The organism is Fictibacillus terranigra, assembly GCF_030412265.1.
In the GTDB taxonomy this organism is placed as follows: Bacteria; Bacillota; Bacilli; order Bacillales; family Fictibacillaceae; genus Fictibacillus_C; species Fictibacillus_C terrinigri.
On record NZ_JAUHLN010000001.1, the window covers coordinates 1,180,987 to 1,195,449 of the forward strand.

12 protein-coding genes and 1 other annotated feature (1 of these 13 only partly in view) are annotated in these 14,463 nt (G+C 44.5%); of the genes, 8 read left to right on the forward strand and 4 right to left on the reverse strand.

Annotation, left to right across the window (positions count from 1 at the left end; genetic code table 11):
* Positions 1-77: 77 nt before the first annotated feature.
* From QYF49_RS05950 to QYF49_RS05980, 7 genes are all read left to right on the forward strand, one after another.
* The gene (locus QYF49_RS05950) at positions 78-524 is read left to right on the forward strand and encodes a DUF948 domain-containing protein (RefSeq protein ID WP_290398678.1); all 447 of its coding nucleotides are present in this window, start codon (positions 78-80) and stop codon (positions 522-524) included.
* Positions 525-535: 11 nt separating this feature from the next.
* Positions 536-952: a YtxH domain-containing protein gene (locus QYF49_RS05955; RefSeq protein ID WP_290398679.1), complete on the forward strand. Its 417-nt coding sequence runs from the start codon at positions 536-538 to the stop codon at positions 950-952.
* 142 nt (positions 953-1,094) lie between these two features.
* Positions 1,095-1,421: a bacillithiol system redox-active protein YtxJ gene (ytxJ, locus tag QYF49_RS05960; protein ID WP_290398680.1), complete on the forward strand. Its 327-nt coding sequence runs from the start codon at positions 1,095-1,097 to the stop codon at positions 1,419-1,421.
* A 130-nt stretch (positions 1,422-1,551) separates the two neighbouring features.
* A complete protein-coding gene (locus tag QYF49_RS05965; protein WP_290398681.1) occupies positions 1,552-2,613 on the forward strand; it encodes a bifunctional 3-deoxy-7-phosphoheptulonate synthase/chorismate mutase in 1,062 nt (353 codons plus the stop codon).
* 289 nt (positions 2,614-2,902) lie between these two features.
* Positions 2,903-4,807 carry an LTA synthase family protein gene (locus QYF49_RS05970; RefSeq protein ID WP_290398682.1) on the forward strand — a complete coding sequence of 635 codons (1,905 nt, stop codon included), beginning with the start codon at positions 2,903-2,905 and terminating at the stop codon, positions 4,805-4,807.
* Between the two features lie 222 nt (positions 4,808-5,029).
* Positions 5,030-6,040: a catabolite control protein A gene (gene ccpA / locus QYF49_RS05975; RefSeq protein WP_290398683.1), complete on the forward strand. Its 1,011-nt coding sequence runs from the start codon at positions 5,030-5,032 to the stop codon at positions 6,038-6,040.
* Positions 6,041-6,190: 150 nt separating this feature from the next.
* A complete protein-coding gene (locus QYF49_RS05980; protein ID WP_290398684.1) occupies positions 6,191-6,895 on the forward strand; it encodes a 5'-methylthioadenosine/adenosylhomocysteine nucleosidase in 705 nt (234 codons plus the stop codon).
* Positions 6,896-6,926: 31 nt separating this feature from the next.
* Here the strand turns inward: QYF49_RS05980 and QYF49_RS05985 are convergent, their stop codons facing one another.
* From QYF49_RS05985 to QYF49_RS05995, 3 genes are read right to left on the reverse strand one after another with little or no spacing between them, the layout of a single operon-like run.
* Complete coding sequence (locus QYF49_RS05985) at positions 6,927-8,087, reverse strand: acetoin utilization protein AcuC (RefSeq protein WP_290398685.1); 1,161 nt, start codon at positions 8,085-8,087, stop codon at positions 6,927-6,929.
* Complete coding sequence (locus tag QYF49_RS05990; RefSeq protein ID WP_290398686.1) at positions 8,084-8,731, reverse strand: acetoin utilization AcuB family protein; 648 nt, start codon at positions 8,729-8,731, stop codon at positions 8,084-8,086. Before QYF49_RS05990 ends, QYF49_RS05985 begins: the two co-directional genes overlap by 4 nt.
* Positions 8,732-8,752: 21 nt before the next feature.
* Entirely contained in the window at positions 8,753-9,385 is a 633-nt protein-coding gene (locus QYF49_RS05995) for a GNAT family N-acetyltransferase (protein ID WP_290398687.1), read from the reverse strand.
* A 166-nt stretch (positions 9,386-9,551) separates the two neighbouring features.
* Here QYF49_RS05995 and acsA point away from each other — a divergent pair, with 166 nt between their 5' ends.
* The gene (gene acsA / locus QYF49_RS06000; RefSeq protein ID WP_290398688.1) at positions 9,552-11,267 is read left to right on the forward strand and encodes an acetate--CoA ligase; all 1,716 of its coding nucleotides are present in this window, start codon (positions 9,552-9,554) and stop codon (positions 11,265-11,267) included.
* Between the two features lie 25 nt (positions 11,268-11,292).
* Here acsA and QYF49_RS06005 read toward each other — a convergent pair whose 3' ends face one another.
* Positions 11,293-14,109: a transglycosylase domain-containing protein gene (locus tag QYF49_RS06005; RefSeq protein ID WP_290398689.1), complete on the reverse strand. Its 2,817-nt coding sequence runs from the start codon at positions 14,107-14,109 to the stop codon at positions 11,293-11,295.
* Between the two features lie 143 nt (positions 14,110-14,252).
* Positions 14,253-14,463 (forward strand) — a binding site (T-box leader); it runs 7 nt beyond the window's last position.

Below are 14,463 nucleotides of genomic sequence, written 5' to 3' on the forward strand. Positions count from 1 at the left end.
AATAGTAGGATACATGTTTAATTTTATGGGCACAGGGTAATTTTAAAACCAATCATATCTGGAGGTGTCGTGGAAACATGAACGTACTTATCCCAATTAGCGTAGCAGTCATTGCCCTCGCATTTGTTGTCCTCGTGTTTTTCTTAGCCCGTACATTAAAATCTTTGCAGGGAACACTCGATAACGTAGCGAAAACATTAGATGGATTTGAAACCCAATTAAATGGAGTGACTTCCGAGACGGCTCAGCTTCTTCACAAAACGAACAAACTTGCTGAAGATGTCCAAACCAAAGCAGACTCCTTGAACACTGTGTTTTCTGCCGTACAGGACTTAGGGAGCTCTATTCATAATGTGAATCAATCTGTCCGCAAAGTAACAGAAAAGATTTCTACTGGAGCCGAGCGGCAGTCTGAGAATATTTCCCAGGCGGTTCAATGGGGTAACGTTGCAATCAACCTTTGGGAAAAATGGAAGATTAGAAAATCAAGCTTGGAATCTTCCCGAAGAAAACAATACCAATAAGGAGGAGAATCATGAGTAACGAAAACAATAACCAAAACATTAACAGTAAAGATTTTATTATTGGTGCTCTTGTCGGAGGAATTGTGGGTGCTGCTTCTGCACTATTGATGGCTCCTAAAAGCGGTAAGGAATTAAGAAGCGACATCAACGAGCAGGCAGGTACGATTAAGGATAAGGGCAGTGAATGGTCCGCGATGGCGAAAGATAAATCATCCAATATTGCCAGAACGGTATCCGAACAGTCTAATCAAGTAGCTGGCAAGGTGAAGGAATTAACGACCAGCATCCGCCGCGACCTTGATAATTGGAGAAATAAAGGGAAAGAGGTAGCAGACGAGAGCGCTGATGCGTATGGAGAAATTACGAGCCAAGTCGAAGCTGAAGCTAATCGCCAGCCAGAAGAAGAGCTCGTTGAGCACAAATATTGATACAATCCAAATAAATATGAAATGATAAGCGGAGAAGACACCTTCTCCGCTTTTATTTTAGCATTAATGCCGTCTGCACTTACAAGCGCCGAAACCCGGAAGATTTCCGACCTGGCGCGTTTCATAAAAAGGAGGAAATACTATGCCACTAACCAAGATTTCAGATTCGGAAGCGTTTAAAAAGGCAATCAGCGAAAGCAGGAAAGTTTTCGTATTGAAGAACAGTACAACATGCCCTATCAGCCATGCTGCTTTTGAAGAGTACAGAAAATTTGCAGAAGAACAAAGTGAAAACGTCTATTACTTAAACGTTCAGGAAGCACGGCCGCTTTCCAATCAGATTGCAGAGACTTATGGAATCAAACACGAATCCCCCCAAGTTCTGCTTTTTGAAAATGGAGAGGTGAAATGGAATGACTCTCATTGGTCGATCACCCGCTCTGCGCTGGAGGAACATCTAAATCAATAATGTGCATCGCCCCTTTTGCCCGTCCCCTGGTACGGTCAGTATGGGGTTTTTTTGTTTTTACAGGTGACAGCCCCTGTTTCTTTCAACTATAATGAATATGTTTTAAAAACAGAGCATAGGAGAGGTAAGCATGAGCACAGAAAAGTTAGACGAGCTAAGAGACCGGTTGGAAGGTCTGGATACACAACTGCTTGAACTGTTAAATCAGCGGGAGGCATTGCTGCAAAAGAACGGAGCCTTAAGGGTGGAAAGTACATCTGCATTGCGTGACAAGGTCAAGCACTATAAAACCGGGCATTTGCATAAAAACGTTATGCTAAACCTTGTTAAAGTACTCGAAGATGCCGGGAAGAATCCTGAACGGCAGAATGACCGTCATCTGCTCGTATCTAGGAAAAGACATCCTGAAAACACGGTGCTTACCATTAAGGAAGAAAAGATTGGAGATGGGATTGCCCATCTGATCGCAGGACCGTGCGCAGTGGAAAGTGAAAAGCAGCTCGATGATGCGGCAAGAGCGGTTAAAGCACAGGGATTGACATTTATGCGCGGCGGAGCTTTTAAGCCAAGAACGTCACCCTATGATTTTCAAGGGCTCGGACTAGAAGGCCTTAAGCTGCTGCGTCAGGCGGGTGAAACATACGGACTCGCTGTGATCAGTGAAATCGTTGATCCAAGAGACATGGAAGCTGCCGAAAAGTTTTTAGATATCATTCAAATCGGGGCAAGAAATATGCAAAACTTTGAGCTCCTGAAAGAAGCGGGGAAACTCTCAAAGCCGGTTCTTTTAAAGAGGGGGCTGGCTGCTACCATCGAGGAATTTATGTATAGCGCGGAGTATATCCTGGCAAGCGGCAATGATCAGATCATATTATGCGAGCGCGGTATAAGAACGTATGAGAAAGCAACGAGAAATACGCTGGATATCACCGCTGTTCCCATCTTGAAGCAGGAGACGCATCTCCCTGTCTTTGTAGATGTTACTCATTCGACTGGAAGGAAGGATCTGCTTGTTCCTGCTGCAAAAGCGGCATTAGCGGTCGGTGCGGACGGAATTATGGCGGAGGTGCATCCTCATCCCGGGCAAGCGTTATCCGATTCGGCACAGCAGATGAATCCTAAGGAGTTTGAACGTTTTGTTTACGATTTAACCGCAAGCGGTTTATTTAATAAAGTGAGAGCTTACGCCTAGTCCATAACCCTCCATCCCGGAGGGTTTTTTCATGAATATGGCTGGCCATGAATATTAAGGAAAAGAAAAACAGCAGTTACCTAGCATTATGGAGCATATTAAAGGAATTTAAAGAATCATCCCAGTCTGGCATGTGCCATCTTCATAAGAAAGTATATTTGCCTCATAATCAAGATACAGGTTTTTTTACATCCTCTTTTAAGTGCGTATAATGGGTGGGGTAAACAAAAAGTGACTGCAAATTGGTCAATTTGTAGCAATGTCCTTACCTTTTAGAGGAGGGAAACCGATGAACAACCTTGAACAGAACACAGAAACAACAACTCAAAAATCATTGTATTTTTTCCTGCTAGCCGTTACACTTCTTTGGATTAAATCTTACTTAGCTTTTCGTTTTAGTTTGAACCTTGATCTCGAGAATGTTATGCAGCAGATGATCTTAGTGATTACTCCACTGAGCTCGGCGCTGTTCTTCCTGGGTTTAAGTTTATTCGCACCCGTGAAGAGCCGAAATAAGGCATTGTTAACGATACATTTTATCATGTCTTTTATTTTATATGCCAATATTGTCTACCATCGTTTTTTTGATGATTTCATTACCATTCCGGTACTGTTTCAATTTAAAAACTTTGGTGATTTGGGCGGAAGTGCAAAAAGCTTAATGCACCCGTTGGATATTTTATATTTCTTGGACTTTCTACTGTTATTGACCATCGTATTATTTAATAAAGTTAAGCCTGTTGAAAAGATTAAAAAGAAAACCATTGGGCTTGTATTTGTTTCGGCATTAACCGTTTTTCTGGCGAATATTGGAATGGCAGAAATCCAGCGCCCCGAATTATTAACAAGAACGTTTGACCGTGCGATCCTCGTAAAATTGATGGGGATCTACAACTACCATGTTTATGATGCGGTATTAAGCACAAAATCATCGACACAAAGGGCTTTAGCCGACAGCAGCGACTTATCAGACGTAAAAAACTATGTGGATTCGGAGTACAAAAAACCGGATGATAAAATGTTCGGTGCGGCAAAAGGAAAGAACGTCATCCTTGTGTCGATGGAATCCACACAGAACTTCCTGATCAACAAAAAGATTCATGGACAGGAAGTGACACCGTTCTTGAACGATTTAACGAAAAACAGTTATTACTTCGATAACTTCTACCATAATACAGGACAAGGAAAGACGTCCGATGCGGAGTTTTTGATCGATAACTCGTTATATGGACTGCCAGGCGGTTCAGTTTATTCAACAAAAGCCCAGAACAAGTATCATGCCACCCCAGAGATTGTAAAGGAAAACGGCTACAATCCGGTTGTGTTCCATGCTAATAATAAAAGCTTCTGGAACCGGGATATCATGTATGATACTTTAGGATACAATAAGTTTTATTCTAAGCCTTATTACCATGTGACGGACCAGAACTCTGTCAACTATGGCTTAAAGGATAAAGAGTTCTTCAAGCAATCCATGCCGATGCTTGAAAATCTCAAACAGCCGTTTTACAGTAAATTTATCACACTGACAAACCATCATCCGTTCATTTTGAATAATGAACAGGAGAAGAGCATCCAGCCGGCTGACACCGGTGACCCTACAGTGGATAATTACTTTGTTACGGCACGTTATCAGGATGAGGCATTGAAACAGTTCTTTCAGCAGCTGAAGCAATCTGGATTGTATGATAATTCTGTGGTCATCCTGTATGGGGACCATTATGGCATTTCAGAAAACCATAACAAAGCAATGAGCAAAATTTTGGGAAAAGAAGTTACTCCATATGAGCATCTTCAGCTTCAAAAAACACCATTGTTTATTCACGTACCTGGGCAAAAAGGTAAAACCATGCACACGATTGGCGGAGAGATTGATTTGAAACCGACCATTCTGCATCTCCTGGGTAAAGAAACAAAAGGTGATATTCAGTTCGGCTCTGATCTGTTCTCTCCTGAGCGAGACGACTTCACCGTTCAACGGGATGGAAGTGCGATTACGAAAGATTACGTTTATGCCGGAGAAAAAGAAAAATGCTACAGTCAGACCGACGGACAAGAAGTGGCGAATAAATTATGTAAGCCTGTAAAAGAAAAGGCTGAAAAAGACCTTAATCTTTCCGATAAAGTAGTGTATGGAGACCTGCTCCGGTTTTTTAAGGATGGAAAAATAGTTCAACCACACGATACAAAATAACAGCAATTAAAACCGGCTGATTTCAGCCGGTTTTTGCTGTTTTGTATGTACTTCCTGGGAATGGTGAAAACTATGCATAAGAATTTGTAAAAAGTTCACTTTTTCCCGCGAGATTACAGTGGTGGCACTGCTTTTCGTTGCCTAACTGCAGTCCTTTACTGTATGATATCAATAACATTACATAACCTGTCTGGATTGTGGAATTAAAGGAGGATTATCAAATTGAATACAACAATTTATGATGTAGCCCGTGAGGCGGGTGTTTCAATGGCAACCGTCTCACGTGTAGTAAATGGAAACCCTAATGTAAAACCATCTACGAGAAAAAAGGTGCTGGAAGCGATTGAGCGCCTCGGATACAGGCCGAATGCGGTAGCCAGAGGATTGGCCAGCAAAAAGACGACAACAGTAGGAGTCATCATTCCTGATATTGCAAGCATCTTTTTTGCAGAGCTGGCAAGGGGAATTGAGGATATTGCTACGATGTATAAATACAATATCATCTTATGTAACTCTGATCAGAACAAAGAGAAAGAGATTCATCTGCTGAATACATTGCTTGGGAAGCAAGTGGATGGGATTGTTTTCATGGGCGGAAAAATTACAGAAGAGCATGTGGAAGAATTCAAAAAATCCCCGGTGCCGATTGTTATGGCAGCGACTGTGGATATGAACGAAGAGATTCCTTCAGTAAATATCGATTATCAGCAAGCCGTCTATGATGCAGTTGAACATCTCCTAAAATCCGGACACGATTCTGTGGCGATGGTGACGGGGCCATTGGAAGATCCGATCAACGGCTATCATAAGTTCACCGGATTCCGCAAGGCCATGGAGGATGCAGGGAAAAAGGTGGATGAGAAGCAGATATTTGTTGGTGACTATACTTACGATTCCGGAATTGAAGCGGTTGAAACGTTCCTTGAGAGCGGAAATATGCCTACGGCGATTTTTGTCGGCACAGATGAGATGGCACTCGGAGTTATTCACGGGGCACAGGATAAAGGGTTGACCGTGCCAGGAGACCTTGAAGTCATCGGGTTTGACAATACAAGGCTGGCAACGATGGTCAGACCGACGCTTTCAACGGTCGTACAGCCGATGTATGATATCGGTGCTGTCGCCATGCGTCTGCTGACAAAATTGATGAACAAAGAAAAAGTGGAAGAGAACACTGTCGTTCTTCCTCACCGTATTCAATTCCGCAACACAACCAAGAATAACGATCAATAAAGAATGATCGGTGTGATCGAAGCGCCTCTGAAGAACAATAGGGTACAAGCAAGATCCTTCCCGTCTCCTTCTTCAGGCGCTTCATTTTTTTCGGAAGTTCAGCCGGCCGAGTAGGCTTTAACAAGACAAGACAAAAGGGTGGGAGAGGATTTGAGAATCGGCATTATTGGGGCTATGGATGAAGAAATTCATTACATGAAACAAGCTCTTGATATCTATGGGGAAAGCGTTCATGCCAAAGGTAAATACTATGAAGGAACATATGGGGTTAAAGAAGTAGTCCTTTGTAAATCAGGTGTCGGCAAAGTAAATGCTGCGATTACCACACAAGTTTTGATTGACCGCTTTAAAGTAACCCATATTTTCTTTACAGGTGTTGCAGGAGCCCTTCATCCTGCACTTGAGATTGGGGATATTGTCATTTCCACCAGCGCACTGCAGCATGATATGGACGCATCGGCTCTTGGACCGCATTTTCCGCAGGGAACGATACCGATGTTCGATTATGATTCGGATTTTGCAGCTTGTCCAAGCCTTGTGAAGCTCGCCGAACAAGCAGCTGCAAAAATACCCCGCATTCATGTTCGCAAAGGAAGGATTTTAAGCGGAGATCAGTTCATTGCCAGCCGGGAGACCGTTGAAAAATATTTTCAGCAGTTTGACGGCGCATGCATTGAAATGGAAGGTTCAGCTGTGGCTCAAACCGCCTTTTTAAACGATGTTCCATTCGTGGTCATCCGCTCGATTTCCGACAAAGCCAACGGAGAAGCGACTGTGAACTTCACAGAATTTACCAAGCTCGCGGCCGAACGGTCATCTTCAATCATTGAAGAAATGCTGAAGACAATCCAGTGATGAAAAGGAAAGACCTGATGGAATCATGCCATCAGGTCTTTTTAGTATAGTCTCGGATATGATGGAGCGCTTTTGAAAGAGTGAGCGCATTTTTTTCTGTGATCTCCTGTTTTCGAGGAATCGGTTTATACAGGTTGTTCTTGTCCTCCCATGTAAGAGGAAGTGTAACAGGCGCAAGTTTTTGCCATTTTTCCACCCATTCCATCGGTAATGATCCTGTTAAGTCAATATTGTTCATAGCCAGCCAAATTTCTGACCAAGCGCGAGGAACGACACGCCAGATGTCATAGCCTCCGCCTCCAGTTGCAATCCATCTTCCTTCGCAGTATCGGTCTGCCATTTTTTTCGCGATTCTCGGTATGGCGTGGAACGACTTCATCGTGACAGAAAGGTGTGTCAGCGGATCGAGGTAATGAGCATCTGCACCGTTCTGTGTGAGGATTACATCCGGTTTGAAGAATGCCGCCACTTCATTCAGTGCCGTTTCGTAGAGGCTCAGCCACGATTCATCTTCTGTAAAGGCATCTACCGGTAAATTAAAAGAATAGCCGTAACCATCGCTCTGGCCTTTTTCTGTTACATTCCCGGTTCCGGGAAACAAGTATCGTCCTGTTTCATGAATGGAAAGCGTACAGGCATCCGGGTCTTCATAGAACGCCCATTGAACACCATCACCGTGATGCGCATCGGTATCCACATACAATACTTTTACACCATATTTTTTTTTCAGGTAAGCGATGGCTACCGCGCTGTCATTATATATACAAAATCCGGAAGCTTTCCCACGGAATCCATGATGAAGGCCGCCGCTGGGGTTAAAACCGTAAGACGCATGGCCCTCCATTACCATATCTGCAGCAGTCAAGGTTGCTCCTACAATGAGTGCACTTGCTTCATGCATACCGGAAAAAATAGGCGTGTCCTCTGTTCCCAGGCCGTAATTCTGGGCGGATACAGCATTCAGTGTTCCTTGTCCAGCTTTTTTAACTGCTTCAATATACGCTTTGTCGTGTATGAGGCCAATTTCTTCGTCAGAAGCCATCCTCGGCCTTACAATCCGTCTATCCTCCAAGGACCCCGAAGAGCGCAGGAGATCAAATGTTAATTGGACACGCAGCTGGTTAAAGGGATGGTCTTCACTGAACTTATAGCGAAGCATATCCTCGGAATAGATAAATACAGGTTTCTTCATTTTTCCACGTCCGGTTCCTGCGGCCAAATGACATCATAACCATTCTGCCTTAGTTCAGAAGCGATACGGTACGGATTCATCGTCCCGATCCGGAACACCAGAATCTTTTGGTTGTCTTCCTTTTTGTCCGGATAGACGAGAACACTGTTGATGTTAATCTTGAAATTTTTGATCAGAGAAGCAATATCCGCCAGTTTGCCTGCGACATTTTCTACCTTAACTTCAAGATGAGAGCTGGGCTGATGGGCGCCGGTCAGTTGGATAAGTGTGTACAGCATGTCCCGCTCTGTGATGACCCCGACCAGCTTTTTCTTTTCCAGGACTGGAATACAGCCGATCTGATGCTCGTAAAAAACACCGAGAAGGTCTTCTGCAAAATCAAGCGAATGTGCGGTAATGACATCTGTTTTCATAATTTCTGATACCGGTCGCCGAAACTCTTCAGGATGATCTGAGGCGGCAAAAATGGACGGGCTGGCGTCTCTTAGATCACGGTCAGAAATGATGCCGACAAGCGTTCCCTCCTCGTCAATAATCGGCAAGTGGCGGATGCGATGTGTTTTTAGAAGAAGAAGAGCTTCCTTGACTGTAGTTTGGGGCATGGCTGTTACAGCCTGTTTATTCATCATGTCCTGAACAATCATTGAGATTTCCCCTTTCTGCGATTAATACATGAAGCGGTTCTGAAAGCGAATTTGATCGAACCGCTGTACAGAATCCATTGTGATTCTCTTACCGATCCTGACCATTAAACAATTGGCAGGATGTGAACTGATCTCCGGGTCGTCCGTGGCCATATATTCCAAGCCTCCAGCATTCATCATTTTCTCCATCACTTTCCGGTAATCCCAAACCGACAAGCCCGTACCTTTCAGATCCCAATGCCAATAATATTCCGTTGTGATGATGATGTAATCTTCCATCGCATCATCCATCATCGATACTTTTAATAAGCTTTTCCCTATTTTACAGTTGCGGTAATCCGAAATCACTTCAATGGCACCAAGCTCCAGCAGGTTCTCCATATTTCCTTGCGACCATCTTTCCATAGGATCCGGATAGACATAGGTCACATAACCGATGATTGTTTCTTTGTTTCTTGCGATTATGATTCTTCCTTCGTCAAGCCCTGCAATCTCAATGAGCGCTTGGCGCTGCTGGTGTGGGGGCCTAAACGCCTCTAACCCGCCATGAAACTCGTATGCCGCCAGATGTTCAGGAGAGACCGGCCCTTCAATAATGACCTTGCCCAAAGGTGTATCAATAGCAAGGCAGTTGTATGTTTTCTTATGGTTCATCTATACACCACCCAAATTAAAGTTCATCCTCCTCTATTATACATAAACAAGATCATTTGTAAGGGTTTTCACCTGCATTCGGCGTGACAATTCTAATAAATTTAAAAATTTAGAATGATTATGATATAATGACTGTGAATATCTTGGCATAGGAGGAGATTGACTAATGAAGGTGGAAGCGCTTCCGAGTGTAAAGGGTAACTTTAATCTTGAAGACTATCAAGCAGCATATGACACATTTGACTGGACAAGCATTGAAAAAGAATTTTCCTGGTATGAAACCGGGCGAGTCAATCTAGCCTTTGAAGCGATTGACAGACATGCAGAAAGCGATAGAAAAAATAAAGTAGCACTCTATTTTTCGGATCAGAAAAGAGACGAGAAATATACGTTCAAAGAAATGAAGGAACAATCGAACCGGGCTGGGAACATGCTCCGCCAGCTTGATGTTGAAAAAGGAGACAGGGTGTTTATCTTTATGCCGCGTTCTCCGGAACTGTACTTTTCACTCCTCGGGGCCATCAAACTTGGAGCTATCGTGGGTCCGTTGTTTGAAGCCTTTATGGAAGGGGCAGTAAGAGACCGGCTGGAAGACAGCGAAGCAAAAGTACTCATTACGACTCCTCAGCTTTTGGAGCGCGTTCCTGTAAATGAGCTTCCTCATCTAAAACATGTCGTTCTCGTTGGCGAGAACGTAAAAGAAGAAGGGCCATATGTTGATTACTTCAGCCGCATGGAAAAAGCAGACAAGGAGCTTAATCTGGAATGGGTAGACCGGGAAGACGGGCTGATCCTTCATTATACGTCTGGCTCCACAGGGAAACCAAAAGGAGTGCTTCATGTCCACAATGCGATGATTCAGCACTATCAGACCGCTAAATGGGTACTGGATCTGAAGGAATCAGATGTATACTGGTGCACAGCCGATCCGGGATGGGTAACAGGAACCTCCTACGGTATATTTGGCCCTTGGCTGAACGGCGCATCCAATGTGATCCGCGGCGGAAGATTCAGCCCGGAAGATTGGTATGGAACGATCGCTAAGTATGGTGTTACCGTTTGGTACAGTGCTCCGACGGCATTCCGTATGCTGATGGGAGCAGGAGATGAGGTCGTAAAACGTTTTGATCTTTCCTCACTTCGCCACATACTCAGTGTTGGCGAGCCGCTGAATCCTGAAGTTGTACGCTGGGGCATGAAGGTGTTTAACCTTCGTATCCATGATAACTGGTGGATGACAGAGACAGGTGCCCAGCTGATCAGTAATTTCCCAGCGGTAGAGATCAAGCCGGGGTCCATGGGGAAACCGTTCCCGGGAATAGAAGCTGCAATCATCGATGACCAGGATAACGTCCTGCCGCCGAACCGAATGGGGAACTTGGCGATTAAAAAGGGATGGCCGTCCATGATGAGAGCAATCTGGAACAATCCAGCCAAATATGATTCCTATTTTACTCCTGGCGGCTGGTACGTTTCCGGAGACTCTGCGTATATGGATGAAGAGGGCTATTTCTGGTTTCAGGGCCGTATTGATGATGTCATCATGACATCAGGAGAAAGGGTAGGGCCATTTGAAGTAGAAAGCAAGCTTGTCGAACACCCTGCCGTTGCAGAGGCAGGCGTAATCGGGAAACCAGACCCGGTTCGCGGTGAAGTCATTAAAGCATTCATCGCACTGCGTGAAGGCTATTCTCCGAGCGAAGAATTGGTTCACGAAATCAGATCGTTTGTGAAATCAGGTTTAGCCGCTCACTCTGCGCCAAGAGAAATCGAGTTCAGAGACAAACTTCCAAAAACGAGAAGCGGAAAGATCATGCGCCGTGTGCTTAAGGCCTGGGAATTGGACCTTCCGACAGGCGACTTATCCACGATGGAAGACTAAACCATTAAAGCAAAAAGCCCGCGAATTAATTCGCGGGCTTTTTAGGTGTCTTTTTATCACCGATTTGGGAAGGAGGATCCTTCGGCTTCTTGCCTGCAGGAGGTTCTTCCGCTTTTTTATCGTCTGAACCGGGTTTATTCGTTCCGCCTGCAGTTTTTCCGCTCGTTACCTTTTGGGAAGGTGCGGATTCTTTGCCCGAGATGTCAACTGCTGTGACATACAGAACGCCTGATGGTGCAGAAGAAGATGTTTTATCAGATGTTAAGCTTCCTATCTTCTTAAATGGACCTTTTCCAGTGGCAGAATAATAGACACGGTAGCCGATCACGTCGCTTTCTCCTGAATCGGACCAGGTAAGTTTTCCGCCTTTAGCTGAAAGGCCGCTGACCGTATCAGGGGTTTTCCCGTTCTCCGGAAGGTTCGTCTTAGGAAGAAGGTGGTCAGAATTCTCTCCTCCGGAAATTTTCTTTACGTCAACTCCGTTGAACAGGGCGTCATCGATCAGCACACCTTTTTGTGTAAATTCTCTTGGTGTAGATTCAGAAGCCTTGTATTTTCTGCCGTCAGCAATAACATAAAGCCCGGTATCCAAGCTGTTGTCCGAGGAATTTGGCGCGTATTTTACGTTAAATAGATCGGTTGTCACAAGACCTGCAGATCGGCAGAGATCAGACGGAAGTTTTCCGGAGATCCCGCAGATTTCTTTTCTGACAATTCCTGAAGGCATAGAGAAACGATGCTTCGGAGCCATCAGCGATGGAGCATATCTATACGCATCATTCGCAAATGCCGTCCACAGCGTCTGGCTCACCTGGCGCTGACCCATAGGAATGGTGTCTGGCTTATCATAGCCATGCCAAACTCCCAGTGTTACGTTCGGATTGGTTGCAACAAACCATGAATCCTTGTATTCAGATGAGGTCCCTGTTTTGCCAGCCCAGTCTGCATAGAAGTTCAGACTTCGTGGGATTCGGGATGCCGTTCCGCCAGGCTTCAGTACATCCCGCATCATATCCAGAACGAGATAAGAGGTTTGCGGAGAATATACCGGGACTGGCTTGGTTTGATGTTTGTAAATCACTTTTCCTTTTTTATCTTCAATCTTTTCAATAAGATAGGCATCCACAAATTTACCTTGGTTGGCAAAGGTGGAGAAGGCATTGGTGTTTTCCTCAACCGTTACACCGTTGGTCAAACCGCCAATGGCTACAGAGACACTTCCTCTGTCTTCATCAGTTATTGATGAGAAGCCCATTTTCTCCAATCGGTTGAAGGCATCCGCGCGGTTTGCTTTCATGAAGCTTCGCAAAGCAGGGATATTATAGGATTTTGCCAATGCGGTTCGGGCGGACAGCAGCCCGTGAAACCGGTCATCATAGTTTTTCGGATTGTAAGCACCTATGGATAAAGGAGTATCAGGAATAATGTAACCCGGCTGCACTTTTCCTTCTTCAATGGCAGGGGCATAAGCGAGCAGCGGCTTCATGGTGGAACCATTCTGCCTCAATGCCTGAGTGGCATGGTTCAGCTGCTCCCGGTTGTAATCACGGCCTCCGACAAAGCTTATAATGGCTCCGGTTTTATTTTCGATTAGGATTGAACCGACTTCCTGAGGCTGCTGAACGTTGATCCATTTTCCTTTATCGTTTTTCACGCGGACAAGATGGGAAGAGCCGAAGAGATACTTGTTCTTCGCTGTTTCCTCCATCTCCTCATAGATCTTTTTATTGATGGTCGTATGGATCTTCAACCCTTTTTGCCGAAGCTGGACATATGCGTTCTGACGGTATTCGTCCTTTGTTTTTTGATTGAGTTTCAGGTAGTTCTTTCCGTCTTTTTTCGCGGCGATTCTTGCCAGGATATCCGCTGAACGGCGCTCAACCTCAATGCTTAAGTAAGGGTATTTTTCGTAGGACGATTCTTTTTTCGTTACGAAATGTTTTCTCACATTGTATTTTAGTGCTTTGTCGTATTGTTCAGGCGTTATGGCTCCGTTCGTCAACATTCGGTTCAAAACCGTTTTCATGCGGTTGGTTCCATATGTAATGTCTTTCTTGACTTTCCCCTGATTTGTAAATGGAGAATAGACAAACGGGTTCTGAGGCATACCGGCAAGGAATGCTGCCTGCGGCAAGTTCAGCTTGTCAGCATCGACACCGAAAACTCCTTGAGCGGCTGCCTGGATGCCTGCTACGTTTCTTCCGGATGAGTTTCGTCCGAATGGAACGATGTTTAAATACGCTTCAAGAATTTGCTCTTTTGTAAAAAGGTGCTCAAGCCTGAGGGCGAGCAGTATTTCTTTTGCTTTTCTGTCAAAGGAAACTTCGTTCGTTAAGATCTGGTTCTTAATGAGCTGCTGTGTAAGCGTGCTTCCCCCTGAACGTGTTTCAGAGCCTGTTACTTCCTGAAGCATTGCCCTGATAATCGCTTTTGGGACGATTCCATCATGCTCATAGAAGTATTGGTCCTCTGTGGAAATGACAGCGTCTTTGACGAAAGGAGAGATATCTTTTAATGGAACCTCCTGACGGTCAAGATCAGCACGCAGCTTGCCCATCAGCTGATCTTTGTCAAAATACATTGTGCTCGTTTCTTCATAATTGTAAATATTATCTTTCATGGTGCTGTATGCTCTGACCGGCTCATTCTTTACTAGCGAAGCTAGAAACCCAGCCCCGGCCCCAGCCGCCAAACAGCCGCCAAGCACGATCAAAACTATGATAATTAAGAATAAATTCCAGGTGAATGTGTATGTTTTATCGGCAGCCTGTATAATTTTTTTCTCATTTAGATACGCAATAAAGCGCCTCCATTTTTCCTTAATTTCCTCTAGATGAGACATTTGTAAATTCCCCCCTATCTGACTAATTATATCATATCCCTTGTCGTTTGAAGGGGGACTTAAGACAATTTTGTCAGTTGAAGAGGAATTGACATTGTATGTAACCTGTGGTAAAAATGAATAATATATGCCAATTGGATAAAGCAGAAGCGAAGATAGGATTTAGTAGTAACCGTCTCCCTGTTTCAGAAAGCTGGTGTCCGCTGCAAACCAGTACACAGACGGTTTATGAAATACACCCTGGAGCTTTCTTTGTGAAATGAAAGTAGCAAAGACCGGCTGAAAAGCCGTTAATGAATAGAGTGGGAGGAAATTTATTTTCCTTCAACGAGGGTGGTACCGCGATAATCACGT